The organism is Siccibacter turicensis LMG 23730, assembly GCF_000463155.2.
GTDB classification, from domain to species: domain Bacteria; phylum Pseudomonadota; class Gammaproteobacteria; order Enterobacterales; family Enterobacteriaceae; genus Siccibacter; species Siccibacter turicensis.
In genome coordinates this window covers 380,267-401,025 of sequence record NZ_AWFZ01000028.1, presented here as the reverse complement: position 1 = coordinate 401,025, position 20,759 = coordinate 380,267, and the positions used below count along the sequence as shown (strand labels likewise).

General features: G+C 56.3%; 20 protein-coding genes. 8 read left to right on the top strand and 12 right to left on the bottom strand.

Annotated features, from left to right (window positions below):
• Window positions 1-69: 69 nt before the first annotated feature.
• Window positions 70-1,140 (bottom strand): acyltransferase family protein, encoded by a 1,071-nt coding sequence (locus DW58_RS06295; protein WP_024548546.1) that lies wholly within the window; start codon window positions 1,138-1,140, stop codon window positions 70-72.
• 298 nt (window positions 1,141-1,438) lie between these two features.
• On the opposite strand from DW58_RS06295, the gene lolC reads away from it, so the two are divergent.
• Genes lolC through cobB form a run of 5 tightly spaced genes read left to right on the top strand, consistent with a single transcriptional unit; the run spans window position 1,439 to window position 6,338 of the window.
• A complete protein-coding gene (gene lolC, locus DW58_RS06290) occupies window positions 1,439-2,638 on the top strand; it encodes a lipoprotein-releasing ABC transporter permease subunit LolC (protein ID WP_024548545.1) in 1,200 nt (399 codons plus the stop codon).
• Entirely contained in the window at window positions 2,631-3,329 is a 699-nt protein-coding gene (lolD, locus tag DW58_RS06285) for a lipoprotein-releasing ABC transporter ATP-binding protein LolD (RefSeq protein ID WP_024548544.1), read from the top strand. Before lolC ends, lolD begins: the two co-directional genes overlap by 8 nt.
• The gene (lolE, locus tag DW58_RS06280; protein WP_024548543.1) at window positions 3,329-4,576 is read left to right on the top strand and encodes a lipoprotein-releasing ABC transporter permease subunit LolE; all 1,248 of its coding nucleotides are present in this window, start codon (window positions 3,329-3,331) and stop codon (window positions 4,574-4,576) included. The genes lolD and lolE overlap by 1 nt, the downstream gene beginning before the upstream one ends.
• 15 nt (window positions 4,577-4,591) lie before the next feature.
• Entirely contained in the window at window positions 4,592-5,503 is a 912-nt protein-coding gene (gene nagK / locus DW58_RS06275) for an N-acetylglucosamine kinase (RefSeq protein WP_024548542.1), read from the top strand.
• Between the two features lie 13 nt (window positions 5,504-5,516).
• A complete protein-coding gene (cobB, locus tag DW58_RS06270) occupies window positions 5,517-6,338 on the top strand; it encodes a Sir2 family NAD+-dependent deacetylase (RefSeq protein WP_024548541.1) in 822 nt (273 codons plus the stop codon).
• A 139-nt stretch (window positions 6,339-6,477) separates the two neighbouring features.
• Here cobB and DW58_RS06265 read toward each other — a convergent pair whose 3' ends face one another.
• Both DW58_RS06265 and DW58_RS06260 read right to left on the bottom strand, forming a co-directional pair.
• Window positions 6,478-7,557 (bottom strand): mechanosensitive ion channel family protein, encoded by a 1,080-nt coding sequence (locus tag DW58_RS06265; RefSeq protein WP_024548540.1) that lies wholly within the window; start codon window positions 7,555-7,557, stop codon window positions 6,478-6,480.
• 105 nt (window positions 7,558-7,662) lie between these two features.
• A complete protein-coding gene (locus tag DW58_RS06260) occupies window positions 7,663-8,043 on the bottom strand; it encodes a winged helix-turn-helix transcriptional regulator (RefSeq protein WP_024548539.1) in 381 nt (126 codons plus the stop codon).
• Between the two features lie 99 nt (window positions 8,044-8,142).
• On the opposite strand from DW58_RS06260, the gene DW58_RS06255 reads away from it, so the two are divergent.
• Window positions 8,143-8,874 (top strand): SDR family NAD(P)-dependent oxidoreductase, encoded by a 732-nt coding sequence (locus tag DW58_RS06255; protein WP_024548538.1) that lies wholly within the window; start codon window positions 8,143-8,145, stop codon window positions 8,872-8,874.
• Window positions 8,875-8,969: 95 nt separating this feature from the next.
• Here the strand turns inward: DW58_RS06255 and DW58_RS06250 are convergent, their stop codons facing one another.
• The 6 genes from DW58_RS06250 to potA all read right to left on the bottom strand — a co-directional run bounded on the left by DW58_RS06250 (window position 8,970) and on the right by potA (window position 14,217).
• The gene (locus DW58_RS06250) at window positions 8,970-9,326 is read right to left on the bottom strand and encodes an MmcQ/YjbR family DNA-binding protein (RefSeq protein WP_024548537.1); all 357 of its coding nucleotides are present in this window, start codon (window positions 9,324-9,326) and stop codon (window positions 8,970-8,972) included.
• Window positions 9,327-9,512: 186 nt separating this feature from the next.
• On the bottom strand, window positions 9,513-9,995 hold the full coding sequence (locus tag DW58_RS06245) for a glutathione peroxidase (protein ID WP_024548536.1): 483 nt from the start codon (window positions 9,993-9,995) through the stop codon (window positions 9,513-9,515).
• 401 nt (window positions 9,996-10,396) lie between these two features.
• Entirely contained in the window at window positions 10,397-11,443 is a 1,047-nt protein-coding gene (gene potD, locus DW58_RS06240; protein WP_024548535.1) for a spermidine/putrescine ABC transporter substrate-binding protein PotD, read from the bottom strand.
• The gene (gene potC / locus DW58_RS06235) at window positions 11,440-12,231 is read right to left on the bottom strand and encodes a spermidine/putrescine ABC transporter permease PotC (protein WP_024548534.1); all 792 of its coding nucleotides are present in this window, start codon (window positions 12,229-12,231) and stop codon (window positions 11,440-11,442) included. The genes potD and potC overlap by 4 nt, the downstream gene beginning before the upstream one ends.
• Entirely contained in the window at window positions 12,228-13,085 is an 858-nt protein-coding gene (gene potB, locus DW58_RS06230; protein WP_024548533.1) for a spermidine/putrescine ABC transporter permease PotB, read from the bottom strand. The genes potC and potB overlap by 4 nt, the downstream gene beginning before the upstream one ends.
• A complete protein-coding gene (gene potA, locus DW58_RS06225; protein ID WP_029696415.1) occupies window positions 13,069-14,217 on the bottom strand; it encodes a spermidine/putrescine ABC transporter ATP-binding protein PotA in 1,149 nt (382 codons plus the stop codon). Before potA ends, potB begins: the two co-directional genes overlap by 17 nt.
• Before the next feature lie 278 nt (window positions 14,218-14,495).
• On the opposite strand from potA, the gene pepT reads away from it, so the two are divergent.
• Window positions 14,496-15,719 carry a peptidase T gene (pepT, locus tag DW58_RS06220; RefSeq protein ID WP_024548531.1) on the top strand — a complete coding sequence of 408 codons (1,224 nt, stop codon included), beginning with the start codon at window positions 14,496-14,498 and terminating at the stop codon, window positions 15,717-15,719.
• A gap of 53 nt (window positions 15,720-15,772) precedes the next feature.
• Here pepT and DW58_RS06215 read toward each other — a convergent pair whose 3' ends face one another.
• Entirely contained in the window at window positions 15,773-16,900 is a 1,128-nt protein-coding gene (locus DW58_RS06215) for a ribosomal protein uL16 3-hydroxylase (RefSeq protein WP_024548530.1), read from the bottom strand.
• A 235-nt stretch (window positions 16,901-17,135) separates the two neighbouring features.
• Here DW58_RS06215 and DW58_RS06210 point away from each other — a divergent pair, with 235 nt between their 5' ends.
• The gene (locus DW58_RS06210; protein ID WP_024548529.1) at window positions 17,136-18,515 is read left to right on the top strand and encodes a hypothetical protein; all 1,380 of its coding nucleotides are present in this window, start codon (window positions 17,136-17,138) and stop codon (window positions 18,513-18,515) included.
• A gap of 39 nt (window positions 18,516-18,554) precedes the next feature.
• Here the strand turns inward: DW58_RS06210 and phoQ are convergent, their stop codons facing one another.
• Entirely contained in the window at window positions 18,555-20,003 is a 1,449-nt protein-coding gene (gene phoQ, locus DW58_RS06205) for a two-component system sensor histidine kinase PhoQ (RefSeq protein ID WP_024562434.1), read from the bottom strand.
• Entirely contained in the window at window positions 20,000-20,674 is a 675-nt protein-coding gene (gene phoP, locus DW58_RS06200; RefSeq protein ID WP_024550562.1) for a two-component system response regulator PhoP, read from the bottom strand. The genes phoQ and phoP overlap by 4 nt, the downstream gene beginning before the upstream one ends.
• Window positions 20,675-20,759: the final 85 nt, after the last annotated feature.

Sequence of the window (20,759 nt, the reverse complement as noted above, 5' to 3'; positions counted from 1 at the left end):
CAGAAAGCAATAACGGCAACAGTGTAGCGGGAATAATGAAAGTGAGCCCCGCGAGCGCGGGGCATCCGGTTAGCGCGCGTCGGAATTTACCATCAGCGGCTTTGGGGGAGAGAACAGCGCATCGTTGACAAACAGAGTGGAGAACTTGCGCACTCCCAGTCCCACCAGCGTACAGAGCGCCAGGCTGATAAACGGATAGACCAGCAGCAGCGCCAGCAGGAGCGTATCGCTGAACGCGTCGCGGTTGATCTGCGCCACCAGCACCAGGCTCATCGCTTCAATCAGAATGCGGTGGGTGGTGTAGACCGCGATGGTGTTGGAGCCAATCACGTTGAACAGCGAGTTCTCATTGGCGCCGCGCCACTGTTCGTAGAGATAGAACAGCTTCATTATCGCCACAATCGACAGCAGGGAGATAAACAGCGGCACGTTGAGGAAGTAGAACGGTACCGAGGCCACCACCAGCAGGGCGAAAATCGGCAGGCGACGCGGACGCCAGGCCTTGATGCTGTCGATAAGCGGCCCGCCAAAGAAGGCGCCCAGACTGTAATACGGCATATTGCGGATCACGCTGTTCAATCCCCACCACGGCGTCGGCAGGAAGTTAATGATAATGCTCAGGCCGACCAGCACCACGAACAGCGCCACGCGGAAGCGGTAGAACGCTTTGAAAATCACAAAGTAGACGATGAGCGCGTAGAGGTACCACAGGCTGGTGCTGGCGGTGATCATGCCATACAGGAACTCGCCCAGCGATTCGGCGTAGGCAGCGTTGCTGATGTCGCTGATGTCGCGCTCCGGGGCGAGCCACTCGTTAAGCTGGCGTAGCCCCAGCCACTGCACCGCGCCCCACAGGACCAGCACATAGAGAATGCTCAGCACGCGTTTATCCAGGCACTGCTTCCACGGCACATCGCTGATGTAGCGGCGAATCAGGTATCCGGAGATAAAAAAGAAGACCGGCATACGGAAGGGTGCCAGATAGAGATTGAAATAGACCCAGGCTTTGGACACCAGCACCGCCAGATGATTATCAAGGCCGGTCAGGTTAGGGTAAAACGTAATCACCGAGTGGTAGATAACGACCAGGCAAATACACATTCCTTTGATTTGATTGATCCACAGCTGCTTCTGTTTCATGCCAAAGCACACGCCCATTTTAAAAGAAAGATATAGCGTATAGCCTGGCGGCTCAGGTGCTTCAGGTCATCAGAATCAGTCTGCATTTGCCCAGATCGGGCCATTTCAGGATAAACCGCAGGCTGTCGGACAGTTCCTGGACTATGCCTTCGCACAGGGGGAAAGGATGGTTATTGGGTTGATTTTTCGGGTTTTTCCGGGCCGGGCGGCGAATTAAAAGGCGTTGTGTTTCATTTACTTAATCCGGTTACGCTTATATACTTGCCAGTCACTTTGCACAAGGTTCAAGACGACTTTCATGTACCAACCTGTCGCTTTATTCATTGGCTTACGCTACATGCGGGGCCGCGCAGCAGACCGCTTCGGTCGTTTCGTTTCATGGCTTTCCACCATTGGCATCACGCTTGGCGTGCTGGCGCTGGTCACCGTCCTGTCGGTGATGAACGGCTTTGAGCGTGAACTGCAAAACAATATTCTCGGCCTGATGCCTCAGGCGCTCATCACCACGCCATCCGGCTCCGTTAATCCGCAACAGCATCCTGCCAGCGCGCTTCATCTCCAGGGCGTCAGCCGCGTGGCGCCGCTGACCACCGGCGATGTGGTGCTGCAAAGCGCGCGCAACGTCTCGGTAGGGGTGATGCTCGGTATTGACCCGGCCGAGCGCGATCCGCTCTCGGCGTATCTCTCCAACGTGAAGCAGGACGTGCTGGCTCCCGGCAAGTACAACGTGATCCTCGGAGAGCAGCTTGCGGGCCAGCTCGGCGTCAATCGCGGGGATCAAATCCGCGTTATGGTGCCGTCTGCCAGCCAGTTTACGCCGATGGGCCGCCTGCCGAGCCAGCGTCTGTTTACCGTGGCCGGCACCTTTGCCGCCAACAGCGAAGTGGACGGCTACCAGATGCTGGTCAACATTCAGGACGCCTCGCGCCTGATGCGTTACCCGGCGGGCAACATCACCGGCTGGCGTCTGTGGCTGAACGAGCCGCTGAAAGTGGACGAACTGGCGCAGCAAACCATGCCGGAGGGGATGGTGTGGAAGGACTGGCGCGAGCGCAAAGGCGAGCTGTTCCAGGCCGTGCGCATGGAAAAGAACATGATGGGCCTGCTGCTGAGCCTCATCATCGCCGTCGCCGCGTTTAACATCATCACCTCGCTCGGGCTGATGGTGATGGAGAAGCAGGGCGAAGTCGCCATTCTGCAAACCCAGGGGCTTAATCGTCGCCAGATCATGGCGGTGTTTATGATTCAGGGGGCCAGCGCCGGGATCGTCGGCGCGCTGCTGGGTGCCGTGCTGGGCGCACTGCTGGCCAGCCAGCTTAATAACCTGATGCCGATTATCGGCGCTCTGCTCGACGGCGCGGCGCTGCCGGTCGCCATTGAACCTTTGCAGGTAGTGGGGATCGCCCTGGCAGCGATGGCCATTGCCCTGTTGTCCACGCTTTACCCGTCATGGCGCGCTGCCGCCACCCAACCCGCTGAGGCTTTACGTTATGAGTAATTCTGTGCTGTTACAGTGCGATAACCTGTGCAAACGCTACCAGGAAGGTAAGGTGCAGACCGACGTATTGCACAACGTCAGCTTCAGCGTAGCCCCCGGCGAAATGATGGCGATTGTCGGCAGCTCCGGCTCAGGGAAAAGTACCCTGCTGCATCTGCTTGGCGGCCTGGATACGCCCACCTCGGGCGATGTGATTTTTAACGGCAAGGCGATGAGCGGCATGTCGGCGGCGGCGAAAGCCGAGCTGCGCAACCGCGAGCTGGGGTTTATCTACCAGTTCCACCACCTGCTGCCGGACTTTACCGCGCTGGAAAACGTGGCGATGCCGCTGCTCATCGGCAAGCACAAGCAGCCGCAGGAGCGAGCCATCGAGATGCTGCGCGCGGTCGGGCTGGATCACCGCAGCAATCACCGTCCTTCTGAGCTCTCCGGCGGCGAGCGTCAGCGCGTGGCCATCGCCCGTGCGCTGGTCAACAATCCGCGACTGGTGCTGGCGGATGAGCCTACCGGTAACCTTGATGCCCGCAATGCCGACAGCATTTTCGAACTGCTCGGCGAGCTGAACCGCACCCAGGGCACCGCGTTTCTGGTGGTGACCCACGACCTGCAGCTGGCGAAGCGGATGCACCGTCAGCTGGAGATGCGCGACGGCCACCTCAATCCTGAACTGACCCTGATGGGGGCGCAGTAATGGCGTCTCCGCTCTCTCTTCTGATTGGCCTGCGCTTTAGCCGCGGGCGTCGGCGCAGCGGCATGGTGTCGCTTATCTCGGTGATCTCCACCATCGGCATTGCGTTGGGCGTGGCGGTGCTGATTGTCGGCCTGAGCGCGATGAACGGGTTTGAGCGCGAGCTGAACAACCGTATCCTGGCCGTGGTGCCGCACGGGCAGATTGAACCGGTGAACCAGCCCTTTACCGGCTGGCAGGACGTCCTGAGCCGGGTGGAAAAGGTGAAGGGTATTGAGGCCGCCGCCCCCTACGTAAACTTTACCGGGCTGGTGGAGAGCGGCGTTAACCTGAGGGCGATTCAGGTTAAGGGCGTCGATCCGGCTCAGGAGAGTCGCCTGAGCGCGCTGCCGTCGTTTGTCCAGAACAACGCCTGGGCCAGCTTCAGGCCGGGCGAGCAGCAGATTATCATCGGTAAAGGCGTGGCCGACGCGCTGAAGGTGAAGCAGGGGGACTGGATCTCCATCATGATCCCCAACGCCAACGCCGACCACAAGCTGCTCCAGCCTAAGCGCGTGCGCCTGCACGTGACCGGCATTCTGCAGCTCAGCGGCCAGCTTGATCACAGCTTCGCCATGGTGCCGTTGGCCGATGCCCAGCAGTATCTGGAGCTTGGCGGCAGCGTCACCGGTATCGCTATTAAAGTGCAGGATGTATTTAACGCCAACAAGCTGGTGCGCGACGCGGGCGAAGTGACCGATGCCTACGTGTACATCAAGAGCTGGATCGGCACCTACGGCTATATGTATCGCGATATTCAGATGATCCGCGCCATTATGTATCTGGCAATGGTGCTGGTGATTGGCGTAGCCTGCTTCAATATCGTCTCCACGCTGGTGATGGCGGTAAAAGATAAGAGCAGCGATATCGCGGTGCTGCGCACCCTCGGGGCCAAAGATGGTCTGATCCGCGCGATTTTCGTCTGGTACGGTCTGCTGGCCGGGCTGCTGGGCAGCGTGACCGGGGTGATTATCGGCGTGCTGGCCTCGTGGAACCTGACGGCGATTATCAGCGCTATCCAGACCGCCACCGGGCACCAGTTCCTCTCCGGGGACATCTACTTTATCGATTTCCTGCCGTCCGAGCTGCACTGGCTGGATGTGGTTTACGTACTGCTGACCGCCCTGGTGCTGAGCCTGCTGGCGAGCTGGTATCCGGCGCGGCGCGCCAGCCGTATCGATCCGGCGCGGGTGCTGAGCGGCGGGCAGTAAAGGACAGGAGTGGCGATGTACTACGGCTTCGACATCGGCGGGAGTAAAATTGCGCTTGGCGTGTATGACGCCGGGCGCCGTTTACAGTGGCAGCAGCGCATCGCCACGCCCCACGACGACTATCACGCCTTTCTCAACGCCATTGCCGGGCTGGTGGCCGAGGCCGACCGCCGCACGGGTGAGCCGGGCAGCGTTGGCGTTGGCATCCCGGGTATGCCGCAGACCGATGACGGCACGCTCTACGCCGCCAATCTGCCTGCCGCCAGCGGTAAACCCTTCACCGCCGATCTCAGCGACCTGCTCGGGCGCGAGGTGCGGGTCGATAACGACGCCAACTGCTTTACCCTCTCCGAAGCCTGGGATGACGAGTTCCGCCATCTGCCGGTGGTCATGGGGCTGATCCTCGGCACCGGCGTGGGCGGCGGGCTGGTGGTGAACGGTAAATCCGTCACCGGACGCAGCTATATTACCGGTGAGTTCGGCCACACCCGTTTACCGGTGGATGCGCTTGAGGCGCTGGGCCGCGACACCCCCTTACGCCCGTGCGGCTGCGGGCAGCGTGGCTGCATCGAGGGGTATCTCTCCGGGCCGGGCGTTGCCTGGCTGTGGCAGCATTATTACCAGCAGTCCCTGACGGCGCCGCAGATTATTGCCCTGTGGCAGGCCGGCGAGCCGCGCGCCAGGGCATTCATCGAACGCTGGCTCGACGTGCTGGCGATCTGCCTTGGTAACATCCTGACCCTGCTTGACCCGCACCTGGTGGTGATCGGCGGCGGGCTATCGCATTTTGATTTTCTGTTTGAAGCTTTACCCCAGCGTTTGCCACACTCATTACTGCCGGTGGCGAAAGTTCCGCGTATTGCGCGGGCGCGTCACGGTGATGCCGGAGGAATGCGCGGTGCGGCGTTCCTCCATCTGACCGAATAAGACTGAGGTAGATATGCAATCGCGTCGTTCGCACCGTCTGATCCGTTTCAAAAAGAACAAACGCAGGCTTCACGATCGTCTGCGTCAGCGTATTTTTTTCAGAGACACGGTGGTATCAGAAGTGATGGAAAAACCCAGAGTCGTAGTCCTTACCGGCGCGGGGATCTCCGCGGAGTCCGGTATCAGAACCTTTCGCGCTGCGGATGGCCTGTGGGAAGAGCACCGCGTGGAAGACGTGGCAACCCCGGAAGGCTTTTCGCGTAACCCGCAGCTGGTACAGGCGTTTTATAACGCCCGCCGCCGTCAGCTGCAGCAGGCCGAGATCGTGCCTAACGCCGCGCACTACGCGCTGGCGCAGCTGGAGGCCGAACTGGGCGACCGCTTTTTGCTGGTGACCCAGAACATCGACAACCTGCACGAACGCGCCGGCACCAAAAACATCATCCATATGCACGGTGAGCTGCTGAAAGTCCGCTGCGACTGGAGCGGGCAGGTGATTGAGTGGACCGGCGACATCACGCCGGAAGACAAGTGCCACTGTTGCCAGTTCCCGCAGCCGCTACGCCCGCACGTGGTGTGGTTCGGCGAGATGCCGCTTGGGATGGACGAAATCTACAACGCCATTGCCATGGCCGACGTGTTTATCGCCATCGGTACCTCGGGGCATGTCTATCCCGCCGCCGGGTTTGTCCACGAAGCCAAACTGCAGGGCGCGCACACCGTGGAGCTGAACCTTGAGCCGAGCCAGGTCAACAGCGAATTCGATGAAAAGCACTACGGGCTGGCCAGCAGCGTCGTGCCGGAGTATGTCGACCGGGTGCTGAAAGGGCTGTAACTGGCGCACCTCACCGCGGCATGCGAGAGTGCCGCGCGGTGGGACGTAAACAACAGCGCTTTATAAAAAGGGCTGCCGCGAAATGCCGGCGGCCCTTTTTTTTGCGGCGGGCCGCTCGCTTAGCGACCCGGTATAACAATCACTCCTCCGCCCCGGCGACAACGGGGGCGCTCAGGGTCGCCCGTACCTGAGGAAGGCTCTGCGGATAGTTTTGCTGGATAAATTCGATCATGCGTTCCCGCACGTAGCAGCGAAGATCGAAGGCGGTAGGGGAGTTCTGCGCCGTCATCAGCAGCCTGATGGTCATGGTTTTTTCAGTGGTATCGGTCACCTGCAGCACCTGGGTTTCCTGATCCCAGAGTTTGGTTTCACTGAGCACTTTTTCAAAATGCTCGCGAAGGGGCTGCAAGGGCATGGAGTAATCCACGTAGAGAAAAACGGTACCCAGAATTTGCGCATTGTTTCGGGTCCAGTTCTGGAAGGGATTTTCGGTGAAATAGGTAATCGGCAACACCAGCCGGCGCAGGTCCCAGAGTCGCACCACCACATACGTCAGGTTGATCTCCTCAATCCAGCCCCACTCTTTTTCCACCACCACCGCATCATCGATTTTGATGGGTTGGGTAAAGGCGATCTGAATGCCGGCAAACAGATTGACGAGCGACTTCTGAAGCGCAAAACCAATGATGATCCCTGCCACCCCGGCACCGGCCAGGATAGTGGTACCGAATTTTCGAACCGCAGGGAAACTGAGTAAAATCAGCGACAGGCAGAGCATCACCAGTATGACGATAGCCACTTTCCTGACATACATTATCTGCGTGCGAATTTTGCGGGCGCGAAGATTGTTCGAAATATTAATGTCATAGCGTATGAAAAGCATATCCTGCGCGACGTTAATCAACCGCACCAGCACCGAACAGAATGACAGGATAATAAAGATATTGATCGTGGTGGTAATAAAGGTCAGCGACTGAGGCTGGATGTGGACATAGTTAACCCCGATGCGGATCGACAGCAGGGGGATAAAAAGAAACATCGATCCACGAAGGTGTTTCTCTAGCGACTTGAACAGCTTTCTGTCACGGCTCTGCCAGTAACGGATAAATTGCAGAAGGATAAACCTCGCGAGAAAACCCACCGCGAGCGAGAGGGTGACGAGCAATACAGCAGGCACCCATGCCGGAGCGCCAGATAACTCACCAACTAAAAAAGGCATGCTTTCCCCTTATCTTCTGCCAACAACCGGGCATTGGCGGATCGGTTAAAAAATCAGTCATCCTCTCCTGAATGGCTGACAGACGCGCATAAGTATAAGAAAAATTCAGCAAACGTCTTCCATTTGCCGGGCATCGTACTCCTGCTGGGCCTGGACCACTTGCGGCCCGTGTTTCAGCGCCCAGTCGTAGAGCGCGCTGAACGGCTCCTGTAGCGTCTTCGCCAGCGGCGTCAGACTGTACTCCACGCTCACGGGCGAAGTGGGCAGCACTTTTCGGTTCACCAGCCCGTTGCGTTCAAGGCGCTTGAGCGCGTCTGCCAGGGCTTTATGCGTAATTCCATCCAGCCGGCGGCGGAGTTCATTGAAGCGCGCGGGTTCACTGCACAGCACGGTGAGAATCAAAATTGACCACTTGTTGGTGATGTTTTCCAGCACCGGTCGGGTTTTTCCTACTTCTTTCAGGTCGTTACCATTAATCTGGCACATAGCGATATACTCCGTGATACCTGGTATAAACAAAGTGCGTAATTGTTATTAAGTATAAAAATTATATCATCGGTTTTCCATCCAGAGAGGAGTTAACTGATGAACAGGTTAGAGAATAAAGTGGCCCTGGTACTGGGCGGCGCAAAAGGCATTGGCCTTGCGATTAGCCAGCGTTTTGCCCGTGAAGGCGCAACCACCTGGTTCACCTCGCGCCGAAGCGAAGATTTAGACGCAGCCAGCCAGACTATCACCGGCAACGCCAGGCCGCTACGTGCTGACGTCAGCCAGCTAAGCGAACTGACGCGTATTATTGACGTGATTAACGGTGAGTCCGGTCAGATCGATGTCCTGGTGATTAATGCCGGGATGGCGGAATACGCGACGCTTAACGACGTTACGCCCGCGCACTTTGATTCTATTTTCAACCTGAATGTCCGCTCACCGCTATTTGCGCTTCAGGCAGCGCTTCCGCTAATGAAAGCGGGGACGAGCGTTGTCCTGATCGGATCGATTGCCGATGTGATTGGCACCCGCGGCTACGGCGTCTACGGCGCAAGTAAAGCGGCACTGCGATCTTTTGCCCGCACGTGGACCGGTGAACTCGCCGCCCGGGGAATTCGCATAAACGTGGTGGCGCCAGGCCCCGTCGACACAGAAATGATGCAGGCGGCATCCGAAGAGCTGCGTAACGGCATAATCAGCACCATTCCCTTAGCCAGGATGGCCACAACGGAAGAGGTGGCCAACGTGGCCCTGTTCCTTGCGAGTGACGAAAGCAGCTATATCGCCGGCGCAGAAATCTGTGTGGATGGCGGTCTGACCCAGGTTTAATGACGTCTGGCGCTGTCTGGAGGCGGCCGGAATACCGGCCGTCTGTGATTCACGGGTGGGTTGAGCGGGTGAATCTTCTGCCTGAGACTTACCCATCAGCCCGTCGTCAGCGCATGGCTTTCCGACAGCAGATCGTAAATTTCTTCATCCGATAACGGGCCGGCGAGGATTACGCTTATCCAGTGCTCTTTATTCATATGGTATGCGGGCAGGATGCCCTCTTTTTTCCGCAAAGAACCACTGTGCTCCGGCCTGACCTTGACCGCCAGGACATCAATGACGTCATCGGTGTTAAGGCCAAGCTTAGTTCCGGGTACGTTCATGACGACGGCGAACCACTTTTTTCCGTCGTGATGTCGCAGAACGGCATACTCAGGAAACGTGCTCCACAAATATTCGGGTTCTGCGTTAAAGGTATCGCGGGCATAGTTGAACAAGGTTTCACGCTTCATCCTGTCTCCTGGTCATTTATTCACATAAACATTCATGAAGGCTTATGTGAAGGCTGAGAATCAGCGCAGATATCGGTGAGGGATATCCGCCGGAGAAGGGCGATGAAAGCAGATATTAACTTCGCACGGATATAATGAATTCATCAGCACTTCACTAAAAGCGAATGGTTCGAATGACAGAAATACTCAGATTTCAAGTGCAACAACGATTGCGGCTTCCATTTTCTCCGGGGTGGTGAGCGGTGCAAAACGCTTGAGCGGTTTACCGTCGCGTCCGATCAGAAACTTAGTGAAGTTCCACTTGATGCGCCCACCCAGCATGCCGGGCAACTCATCTTTCAGATAACGAAACACAGGGTGCGTAGCGGCACCGTTGACCTCCACTTTCTCGAATATCGGGAAGCTCACACCGTAATTGATGTGACAGGTCTGCGCAATTTCGTCGGTGCCGCCGGGCTCCTGCTTACCAAACTGATTGCAGGGGAAACCAAGCACGACCAGCCCCAGGGCGGCATACTTTTTGTAAAGCATTTCAAGGCCTGCATATTGTGGTGTGAAACCACAATGGCTTGCCGTATTAACCACCAGAACCAGCTTACCCGCATAATCGGCCATAGAGATTAACTGGCCACCCAGGCTGGTAGCAGTAAGTTGATGAAAAGTGGTCATATCGGAAACCTCAAAGCGGAACCTTGTTTAGGCATTCTGAATTATAGAATCTGGTCTTTAATACGGCTCCCGCGAGTACAACGCAAGCATTCGACTCAGACAATGCGGGCAACGGGTCTGACGCTATCACACGTTTACATAATACTGCGGGTGCTTTGCTGAAGGCCTCGCTTTATCCACGGGCTGGGAAGTGCGTATTAACAACAGACGGTACGGGCAGCCTGGGCCAGATTCGTTGCCCTGTGCTGGCCCATTTCCGGGCGTGGCGCATACAGCCTGCGTTAAATGGGCTGCAACGGTTATTTGTTGCAGATGAGAATGGCACATCAAGTGAGGAGGGTAAGGCAGTGGGTAGCGTTGGGTTTGCCCCACTTCCGTGAGAAGTGGGGTCGATGATCACGTCAGCGTCCCGCTTTCAGCTTCTGATAGTACGACTCGTAAAGGGCGCTGGCGTCGCCGACGTCGTTCTGCCATTCGCCTTTCTCGATGGTTGCCGCATCCGGGTAGAGCGACTTATCGTTGGCGACTTCCGGGCTTAGCAGCTTGCGGGCTTCCAGGTTCGGGGTCGGATAGCCAATGGTTTCCGCGACCTGTTTTGCCACGTCCGGGCGCAGCAGGAAGTTGATTAGCTTCAGCGCACCGTCCACGTTCTTCGCGTTCGCCGGGATCGCCAGGCTGTCCATCCAGAAGATGCCGCCTTCTTTCGGCCACACCACCTCAAGCGGCGTACCGGCCTGGCGCGCGACCCACGCCGAACCGTTCCACACCATCCCCAGGTTCACTTCCCCTTCCATATAGGGGTTAGCCGGGTTGTCGGAGTTGAAGGCCGCCACGTTCGGCATCAGCTCTTGCAGTTCGTGATACGCCGCTTCAATCTCTTTCGCATCGGTGGTGTTACCGGAGTAGCCGAGCTTGCGCAGCGCCATCTGGAACACTTCGCGCGCGTCGTCGGTCAGCAGCAGGCTGCTTTTATAATCCGGCTTCCACAGGTCGGCCCAGCTGGTGATGGTTTTCGGGCCGATCTCTTCGCCGTTCACGCCAATGGCGGTAGCGCCCCAGATATAGGGAATGGAGTAGTCGTTATTGGGATCGAACGGCTTGTTGAGCATCGCCGGATCGAGATTGTGGAAGTTGGTCAGCTTGCTCTTGTCGATCTTCTGAATCATCCCTTCCTTGCGCATCTTATCGACAAAGTAGGTGGACGGCACAACCAGATCGTAGGCGCCTTCTTTATAGGTTTTGAGCTTGGCGTACATGGTTTCGTTCGACTCGTAGGTCGAATAGATCACCTTGATACCGGTCTCTTTGGTGAACTGCTCCAGCAGGCCCGGCGGCACGTACTCGGTCCAGTTGTAGAAGTAGAGCGTTTTGCTGTCGTCAGCATGGGCCGCGCTGACGCCAAGCGCGAGCGCGCCGGCAGCAAGCAGGTGGCGTGACCATTTTTTCATTTTAACGTCCCCTGGATTTTAGTGTTATCACGAAGGATGAGCTGGCTGGCAAGCACCAGGCCCAGCGAGAGAAGCAGCAGGATCGTGGCCAGCGCGTTCACCTCAGGCGACACGCCAACTTTTACCATCGAGTAGATTTTCAGCGGCAAAATTTCATAGCTCGGGCCGGTCACGAAGGAGGAGACCACCACGTCATCCATCGACAGGGTGAAGCTCAGCACCCAGCCCGCGGCCACCGCCGGCATGGCGAGCGGCAGAATAATTTTGCGCAGAATGGTGATTTCGCTGGCGCCCAGATCTTTGGCCGCCTCCAGCATCCGTACGTCAAAGCCCTTCAGCCGTGAATAGACGGTGACTACCACGAACGGCAGGCAGAAGGTGATGTGGGAAAACAGCAGCGACCAGAAGCCTAGCTGAATGCCGAGCAGCATAAACAACACCAGCAGCGAAATGGCCATCACGATATCCGGCGACATCATCACCACAAACAGCATACCGCTGACGAACGGCTTGCCGCGAAAGCGATAGCGGTAGAGCGCCACCGCGGTGAGAGAGCCAATCAGCGTCGCGAAGGTGGCGGAAAACACCGCCATGGTCAGGGAGTGGCGCGCCGCCTGCAGCAGGCTGTCGTTGTTCAACAGCAGGCTGTACCATTTGGTGGTGAACCCCTGCCAGTTGATGCCAAAGCGCGAGCCGTTAAACGAGTTCACGATCAGAATGATGATCGGAATATAGAGATACGCATAGATGGCGGTCATAAAGCCGCCGCGCAGAAGCCGTCCGATCATTCCAGCTCCACCTTTTTGTTGAGTAGCCGCGCCGCGCGCCAGTAAATCAGCAGCATCAGCCCCATCACCAGCGTCAGGGTGATGCTGGTTGCCGAGCCGAACGGCCAGTCGCGAATGTTCAGGAACTGACTCTTAATCACGTTGCCGATCAGCAGGTTCTTCGCCCCGCCCATCAGGTCGGAGACAAAGAACAGCCCCATCGCCGGAAGCATCACCAGCAGACAGCCGGCAACAATCCCCGGCATGGTCAGCGGAATGATGATGCGAATAAAGCGCTGCAGCTTGTTGGCTCCGAGATCCCGCGCCGCCTCCAGCAGCGGTTTCTCCAGCTTTTCAATGCTGGAGTAGAGCGGCATCACCATGAACGGCAGCAGGATGTAGACCAGCCCGACGATCACCGCCGACGGGGTGTACATAATGCGTATCGGCGTGTCGATAACCCCAATCCAGAGCAGGAACTCGTTCAGGTAGCCTTTGGTGCTGAGAAAAATTTTCAGCCCGTAGATGCGGATCAGCGAGTTGGTCCAGAAGGGCACAATCAGCAGAAACAGCAGCAGCGGGCGTATTTTCTGCGGCAGGCGCGCCAGAAACCAGGCGAACGGGTAACCGAGCACCAGGCAGGCGAGGGTGGCGATCAGCGCCATATTCAGGGAGTGCAGCAGCACCTGGAAGTAGAGCGGATCCAGCAGACGCGCGTAGTTATCCAGGGTAAACACCAGGCTGACGAAGTTCGTGTCATCGCGCGTGAGGAAACTGGTGCCGACGATCATCAGGTTCGGCAAAAAGACGAACAGCACCAGCCAGCCCACGATGGTGGCGATCACCAGGTTTTGAAATTTACGCGAGCTCTTCATCGGTGAGTACCACCTCCCAGCTTTCAACCCAGGTCACCGCCATTTTCTGGTCCAGCGAGTGGTCGAAGTCCGGGTCGTCCTCGTTAAAGAACTCGCTGACCATCACCATCTTGCCATTTTCCAGCTCTACCACGGATTCCAGCGTCATGCCTTTATAGTTGCGCTCGCGCACGTAGCCGATAAGCCCCTCGACGTCGCAGACGTCGTTGATCTCCTCGACGCGCAGATCCTCCGGGCGCAGCAGCACTTTCAGGCGCTGTCCGGGCGTTACCGGGAAATTCACGTAGATGTTGCACTCGCGGCCCTCGACGTTGGCGCGCACCCGCGCGTCGTCGATCCGCTCGATGACCGTGGCGTCGAAGATATTGATTTCGCCAATAAAGCTGGCGACGAACAGGTTCGCCGGTTCCTCGTAGATCTCACGCGGCGTGCCGTCCTGCTCAATGCGCCCGTCGCGCATCACCACGATGCGATCGGACATGGTCAGCGCCTCTTCCTGATCGTGGGTGACGAACACAAAGGTGATGCCAAGCTTACGCTGTAGCGCTTTGAGTTCATTCTGCATCTGCTTGCGCAGCTTGTAGTCCAGCGCTGACAGGGATTCATCAAGCAGCAGCAGGCGCGGTTTATTCACCACCGCGCGGGCAATGGCCACGCGCTGCTGCTGGCCGCCGGAGAGCTGGTGCGGTTTGCGCTGGGCGAAGGCGTCGAGCTGGACCATTTTCAGCGCGTCGTTGACACGCGGGGCAATCTCCGCCACCGGGGTTTTCTGCATGCGCAGACCGAAAGCGACGTTTTCAAAGACCGTCATGTGCGGAAACAGGGCGTAGCTCTGGAAAACGGTATTAACGTGACGATGCTCGGCGGAAACGTGGGTGATGTCCTGATTATCCAGATGGATGGTGCCGACATCGACATTCTCAAGCCCGGCAATCAGGCGTAATACCGTGGTTTTGCCGCAGCCGGAAGGGCCAAGGAGAGTGAGGAATTCGCCGTTGTTGATGGTCAGGGATAAATCGGCGATAACCGTTTTACCATCAAAACTTTTACCGATCCCCGCCAGTTGCACCAGCGGTGAAAGCGAACGCGGTTGTGTATTCAATTTTTTTACTCTGTCCCGTAACTGACGCATCGGATGGCTTATCGGATGCGGGGTTTGTGATGAACCACCTTTGGGCCTGGCACATTGATTAAGGGCAGGCATTCTACGGCAAACGACCATTATCGCCAATCCTTGTAACCATTTATTGATGCGCTACGGTTATCAATACGGGCGATCGGGCAATATGTTGTGCACAGTCACCTTTTCGGCGGTTTTATTTCAGGACGCGGCGGACTAAAAGTGACCTGACGCAATATTTTATTTAGATAACGTATTGATAATGTTGTTACATAAAAGAGGGTGACTGTATGGATAAATTACTAGAGCGATTCTTACATTATGTCTCGCTGGATACCCAGTCGAGACCTGGCGTGAAACAGGTGCCGAGCACCGACGGGCAGTGGACGCTGCTGCGCCTGCTGCAATCCCAGCTTATTGAACTCGGGCTGGTGGACGTTACCCTTAGCGAGCATGGCACGGTGATGGGCACGCTGCCTGCAAATATCGCCAAAAAAGTGCCGGCCATCGGTTTTATTTCCCATGTCGATACCTCCCCGGACTTCACCGGGAAAAACGTCAACCCGCAGATTGTCGAGAACTACCGCGGCGGCGACATCGCCCTGGGCGTGGGTGACGAAGTGCTCTCGCCGGTGATGTTCCCGGTGCTGCACCAGCTGACCGGCCACACCATTATCACTACCGACGGCAAAACTCTGCTGGGAGCCGACGACAAAGCGGGCGTCGCGGAGATCATGACCGCGCTGGCGGTCATGAAACAGGAAAACATTCCCCACGGTGATATTCGCGTCGCCTTCACCCCGGATGAAGAGGTGGGAAAAGGCGCGCTGAACTTTGACGTTGAGGCGTTTAACGCCGAGTGGGCCTACACCATCGACGGCGGCGGCGTAGGTGAGCTGGAGTATGAGAACTTCAACGCCGCGTCGGTAACCATCAAAATCGTCGGCAACAACGTGCACCCCGGCAGCGCCAAAGGGGTGATGGTTAACGCCCTGTCGCTGGCGGCGCGCATTCATGCTGAAGTGCCGGCCAACGAGTCACCGGAGTGCACCGACGGGTACGACGGCTTCTACCACCTGCACAGCATGAAGGGCAACGTCGACCGCGCCGAGATGCACTACATCATCCGCGATTTCGATCGCGACAACTTTGAGGCCCGCAAGCGTACTATGATGGATATCGCCAAAAAGGTCGGCAAGGGGCTGCACCCGGACTGCTATATCGAACTGGTGATCGAGGACAGCTACTACAACATGCGTGAGCAGGTGGTGCAGCATCCGCACATCATTGATATTGCCCGTCAGGCGATGATCGACTGCGACATCGAACCGCAGATGAAGCCGATTCGCGGCGGCACCGACGGGGCGCAGCTCTCCTTCAAAGGCTTACCCTGCCCGAATATCTTTACCGGCGGTTACAACTACCACGGTAAGCATGAGTTCGTGACGCTGGAGGGGATGGAGAAAGCGGTGCAGGTGATTGTGCGCATCGCGGAGCTGACCGCCGAGCAGTAAGGCTCAGAAACGAAAAACCGCGCCGGAGCGCGGTTTTTTTATGCCTGCATCAATCAGTCCTGGTCGGCGAAATACCAGTAGCCGCAGTTCACCAGCGCCGCGAGCATGGCGAGGAACGACGGGTCGTCCAGCGCATCGCCGAAGCTCTCGCCGTTCAGCGCCATGCTGCTGGCCAGCGCCTCAAGGGCAGGGCGGTGCGGCGACTCAATCTTCTCACCGTTGGCAAACACCGCATCGCCGATGCGCAGCACGCGCAGGCCGCCGAGACGCAGCAGCGAATCGCCCTGCTTCAGCGCGTCATAGATCTCATCCGGCTGATACGGCGGCTCCGGCGGGGCGACGTCCAGCTCGTGCCGCGACTGGCTGATAAACTCACCGAACCACTGGTTGAAGTGCTCCGGATCGTTGATCAGGCCCAGCATCATACCGCGCAGCTTATCCAGCTCCGACGGCAGAATATCTGCCGGGTGCGCGCGCGACGGCACGTCCGGGTCGGCATAGCGGTGGCTGCCCAGCTCGCGCTGCAGCACATAGTCGGCAAAGCCGCTGATAAGCTCCCGACCGCTCGGCGCGCGGAAGCCCACCGAGTAGTTGAGCGAGTTTTCCAGCGAGTAGCCTTCGTGCGGGAAGCCTGGCGGAATATAGAGAATATCGCCCGGCTCCAGCTCTTCATCGATGATGCCCTCAAACGGCTCAACCTGGAGCAGGTCGGGGTGCGGGCAGTGCTGCTTCATCGCCACCTTCTCGCCCACGCGCCAGCGACGACGGCCGGTACCCTGGATGATAAACACATCATACTGATCGAGGTGCGGGCCAACGCCGCCGCCCGGTACCGAGAAGGAGATCATCAGATCGTCGATGCGCCAGTCCGGCAGGGCACGGAACGGACGCATCAGCGCCGCGGTCGGCTCATGCCAGTGGTCAACGGCCTGCACCAGCAGCGACCAGTTGGTTTCACCGAGGTGATCGTAGCTCTCAAAGGGACCGTGGCCGACCTGCCATTTCCCGTCCTGATGGCTCACCAGGCGGCTGTCCACTTCGCTCTCCATCGCCAGACCCGCCAGTTCGTCCGGGGAGATCGGGTCGATAAAATTCTTAAAGCCGCGCTTCAACACAACCGGGCGTTTTTGCCAGTAGCGTTCGATAAAGTCGGGCCAGTTTAAATCCAGGTGGTAATCCATGAGCATTTCCGGAAAAGGGCGTTTAACGGATTATAACTGAATTACTGTCTTTCACACAGCCGATCTAAGACTGACCTCAATCTATAACTGGTTATTACATGAACAAATCAGCGTCACGCATATGTCTATATGTTAACAGTATCAAGTTTTTCTTTAAAATAACGTATTATATTAATCGGATTTAAATGGATTACCCAGAAACACATCTGTTTTCCCATAAAAAGGTGCGTAATTAATGTCCCAGCTTTCAGATCTCGAAGAAAAAATTCTTCAAGTTAAAAATAAACAGCTCGTCCCTAACTTAAATGAAGCAATTAAATGTTACTATGCATCATCCTATCGTGCTTGTATAATTCTGACATTTAATTCACTGGTTGATGATCTTGTCGAGAAGTTGTATCACCTGAAAGATATCAACAGTGATGCCAAGGTGGTATATAATAACATCAAGAAACTTATAGATTCGCAGCAGGCTTTTGAAAACCCCCTTGTTGAGCAGTTAGTTAAATATCAAATTTTTGATGAGTTAGATGGCGAAATATATAAAATGTTTCAGAAGTTGCGGCACAAGTCGGCTCATCCAAGCGGTTTCAATCCTTCTCCTGAATGCGCGCGATTCGTGTTTACTGAGATAGTTAATAGATTCCTTTCCAAAGCATCCCTAAAAACAAGTGAACGTATTGATAAACTTTTGCTGGATATACCTGAAAAGAATTTCTTTACGGGTACAATTATTGCCGAATCTGTAAGGGTTGTTAAGGCTGAAATCAGTGATATCCACCCACAGGCTTATCCTCAGTTAATCTCAAAGCTCTATGACAAATACATGGAAGATAAGTCTTTTTGCTATATAACATTTCTTTGTGCGCTGTCACTGTTGGAGAATCCGCAGATTGAGGGATTACTACTCAGTAAACTGGTTAAAGGACATGCTCATCGAAACAATAACGAAATATTAATGGTATCTTTGATGTCAACAAACCCTGCTATGTTTAATGAAATCGATGAGGTGCAGGCGAAGCGACTGATTGTAAAAATTAAGAGCAGGATGTCTCAAGTAACTACAACTCTTGAAAAGACAAAATTATCTAACCCTTTTTATGCTATTCTCCGCATTTGTAACAATGCTAGTGGGCATCTAAGTTCTGAAATGCCAAACTTAATGCATTATTTTATAAAAAACCAAGACCGTCTTTGTTATTTTCTTTACAAAATCAGTAAAAATAACGGCAGGGGAGCGGAGGCATATTCTAAGTTGTTTTTGCTTATACTAGATGAGTTAAATAGTGAGGACATTGAGCGTGTTTCTGTAATAATAAGAACGATTACCAAAGATGAATCAAATGGTTTTGCTATGATTAGCGACTTAAAATCTTTTGAAATTATCAAAGCAATTGCTCAGCAGCAAATAAAATGCCCAGAAATTGAAGAGTTATACAATAAAGGGTTCATACCTCTCGGTGCTGTTTTCATTAAGGCGAGGAAATATTTTTGGGATACAAAAAATTCAAAAGCGATGTCTACGCTCGACCAATCATTACGAGATAAATTGAAAATTATAATGCCTGAGCCCGAAACGGTTTCTGAAGAAGATATGGAAAACGACGCGTTATAGCTTAAGTATCAGCGTGCATGAAAATTCATGCACGCCGGATCAGTAGTTTTGACGTTTAAACACGATCTCCATGCGCGCCCCGCCTAGCGGGCTGTCGCCGATGGTGATGCGTCCGCCGTACTGGGCGACGATATCGCGCGCCACCGACAGCCCGACGCCCTGGCCGGGACGCAGCGTATCGGCGCGCTGGCCGCGATCGAACATCAGGTCGCGCTTGCTCTCGGGCACGCCGGGACCATCGTCCTCCACCACCAGAATCAGCGCGTCGTTGTCAGGCCGGGCGGTGACCTCAACGAACTCCAGGCAGTACTTGCAGGCGTTATCCAGCACGTTGCCAAGCACTTCCATAAAGTCGTTCTGCTCGCCGACGAAAATAATCTCCGGGGAGATATCCAGCGTGATATCCACGCCTTTGCGCTGATAGACCTTGTTCAGCGCCGACGTCAGGCTGTCCAGCAGCGGCCCCACGGCGTGCACTTCCCGGCTGATCATCATGCTGCCGCTGCGCATGCTGGCGCGGTTAAGGAAGTAGCCAATCTGCTGGGAGATGCGGCTTATCTGCTCAAGCATGACCGGCTCGGCCTGCTCGACGCTGAGCTTGCTGGTGCGCATGGAGCGCAGGGTGCTTTGCAGCACCGCCAGCGGCGTTTTGAGGCTGTGCGTCAGGTCGGTGAGGGTGGTGCGGTACTTGTCGTAGCGCTCGCGCTCGCTCTTCAGCAGCCGGTTGAGGTTACGCACCAGGCTGGTTAACTCGCGGGTAGTGGCGGGGTTAAGCTGCTCACGGTGGTGCTCCTCCAGCTCGCGCACTTCACCGGCCAGGGCGGCAATCGGACGCAGGCTCCACCATGCCGCGAGCCACAGCAGCGGTACCACCAGCATCAGGTTGGCAATCAGCACATAGATAAACCAGTCCCAGACCCGGTAGGAGCGCTTAAGCTCAACCGGAATAGTGTCCACCACCACCACGGTCAGGGCGGGCATGCGCGGCGTCGCAGGGTAGAGGTTGACCGCCACCGAGTGGGTCATCTCGTTATCACGATCGTCTTCGTGGAAATCACTCAGCTGCGCCTGAACCGGAGAGTTATTCCCTACCAGCTCGCGGCTGGTGTTGTATTTCGCCTCCAGCTCGTGGAAACCGTTGGTGTTGAGCCAGTCGCGCTTTATCTCCTTCACCAGCCACGGGACCTTACGCTGGGACCACATCAGCTGACCCTTTTCATCGTAGATAAGCGTGATGGTCGGGCTTTGCAGGTCGATGTTCTCGGGCAGGTCGACCTTAATGCGCCCGTTTTCCCAGCTCGACAGGGTATACCAGAGGTTGCTCTCGCCGCGCAGCAGGCGGAAGGTGGTTTTGTCGAAGCTGACGCTGTAGCCCACCAGCGCCACCAGCCCATAGGCGAGGGAGAGCACCAGCACCACTGCCGCGGTCGCCAGCAGAAAGCGAACCCGCAGGGAGAGGGGGAAGAAGTGGCGCAGCAGGCGCTTCATTTTGGCAGATCGAACCGGTAGCCCTGACCGCGCACGGTGTTGATCACCTCATCCGGGTAGAGCGCCTGAATTTTCTTGCGCAGGCGGCCCATCAGCACATCGATGGTGTGGCTCTCGCGCAGTTCGGCGTCCGGGTAGAGCTGGAGCATCAGCGAATCTTTGCTCACCACTTTACCGGCGTTGCGGATCAGCGTTTCGATAATGGTGTATTCAAACGCGGTCAGCCGGATAAGCTGCTCGTTCACCGAAAACTCGCGGCGGGAGAGGTCCACCTGGAACGGCGGCAGGGAGATCACCTGCGAGGCCAGACCGCTGTTGCGGCGCATCAGGGCCTGCATCCGGGCCATCACCTCTTCGATATGGAACGGCTTGGTAACGTAGTCATCGGCGCCCGCGCTCAGCACTTCAACCTTATCCTGCCACCCTTCGCGGGCGGTGAGCACCAGCACCGGCAGGCCGACGTCATGGCTACGCCAGCGGCGGATCAGCGACAGGCCATCTTCGTCCGGCAGCCCAAGGTCGACAATCGCGATATCCGGGGTGTGCTCATTCAGGAAGTAGTCGGCCTCTTTGGCATCTTCAGCCGCATCGACCTGGTGGCCCAACTCCTGTAGCTGTACCTTAAGATGGTGGCGCAACAGCGCATTATCCTCAACAACCAGTACGCGCATGACCCTTCCTCGCAGTTAATTTATGGCATGAATAGTGTAACGCTAATTATCAGCGCGAGGAGATAAACATCAGGTAAACCAGGGG

Excerpts from the sequence above, each read along its gene's own strand:
- DW58_RS06250 (WP_024548537.1), bottom strand. The coding sequence starts at position 9,326 with ATGAAGCGTGAAACCTTGTTCAACTATGCCCGCGATACCTTTAACGCA.
- potD (WP_024548535.1), bottom strand. The coding sequence starts at position 11,443 with ATGAAAAAATGGTCACGCCACCTGCTTGCTGCCGGCGCGCTCGCGCTT.
- DW58_RS06255 (WP_024548538.1), top strand. The coding sequence starts at position 8,143 with ATGAACAGGTTAGAGAATAAAGTGGCCCTGGTACTGGGCGGCGCAAAA.
- DW58_RS06215 (WP_024548530.1), bottom strand. The coding sequence starts at position 16,900 with ATGGATTACCACCTGGATTTAAACTGGCCCGACTTTATCGAACGCTAC.
- DW58_RS06295 (WP_024548546.1), bottom strand. The coding sequence starts at position 1,140 with ATGAAACAGAAGCAGCTGTGGATCAATCAAATCAAAGGAATGTGTATT.
- pepT (WP_024548531.1), top strand. The coding sequence starts at position 14,496 with ATGGATAAATTACTAGAGCGATTCTTACATTATGTCTCGCTGGATACC.
- lolC (WP_024548545.1), top strand. The coding sequence starts at position 1,439 with ATGTACCAACCTGTCGCTTTATTCATTGGCTTACGCTACATGCGGGGC.
- DW58_RS06245 (WP_024548536.1), bottom strand. The coding sequence starts at position 9,995 with ATGACCACTTTTCATCAACTTACTGCTACCAGCCTGGGTGGCCAGTTA.
- lolD (WP_024548544.1), top strand. The coding sequence starts at position 2,631 with ATGAGTAATTCTGTGCTGTTACAGTGCGATAACCTGTGCAAACGCTAC.
- potC (WP_024548534.1), bottom strand. The coding sequence starts at position 12,231 with ATGATCGGACGGCTTCTGCGCGGCGGCTTTATGACCGCCATCTATGCG.
- DW58_RS06265 (WP_024548540.1), bottom strand. The coding sequence starts at position 7,557 with ATGCCTTTTTTAGTTGGTGAGTTATCTGGCGCTCCGGCATGGGTGCCT.
- phoP (WP_024550562.1), bottom strand. The coding sequence starts at position 20,674 with ATGCGCGTACTGGTTGTTGAGGATAATGCGCTGTTGCGCCACCATCTT.
- DW58_RS06260 (WP_024548539.1), bottom strand. The coding sequence starts at position 8,043 with ATGTGCCAGATTAATGGTAACGACCTGAAAGAAGTAGGAAAAACCCGA.
- nagK (WP_024548542.1), top strand. The coding sequence starts at position 4,592 with ATGTACTACGGCTTCGACATCGGCGGGAGTAAAATTGCGCTTGGCGTG.
- potA (WP_029696415.1), bottom strand. The coding sequence starts at position 14,217 with ATGCGTCAGTTACGGGACAGAGTAAAAAAATTGAATACACAACCGCGT.
- lolE (WP_024548543.1), top strand. The coding sequence starts at position 3,329 with ATGGCGTCTCCGCTCTCTCTTCTGATTGGCCTGCGCTTTAGCCGCGGG.
- cobB (WP_024548541.1), top strand. The coding sequence starts at position 5,517 with ATGCAATCGCGTCGTTCGCACCGTCTGATCCGTTTCAAAAAGAACAAA.
- phoQ (WP_024562434.1), bottom strand. The coding sequence starts at position 20,003 with ATGAAGCGCCTGCTGCGCCACTTCTTCCCCCTCTCCCTGCGGGTTCGC.
- potB (WP_024548533.1), bottom strand. The coding sequence starts at position 13,085 with ATGAAGAGCTCGCGTAAATTTCAAAACCTGGTGATCGCCACCATCGTG.
- DW58_RS06210 (WP_024548529.1), top strand. The coding sequence starts at position 17,136 with ATGTCCCAGCTTTCAGATCTCGAAGAAAAAATTCTTCAAGTTAAAAAT.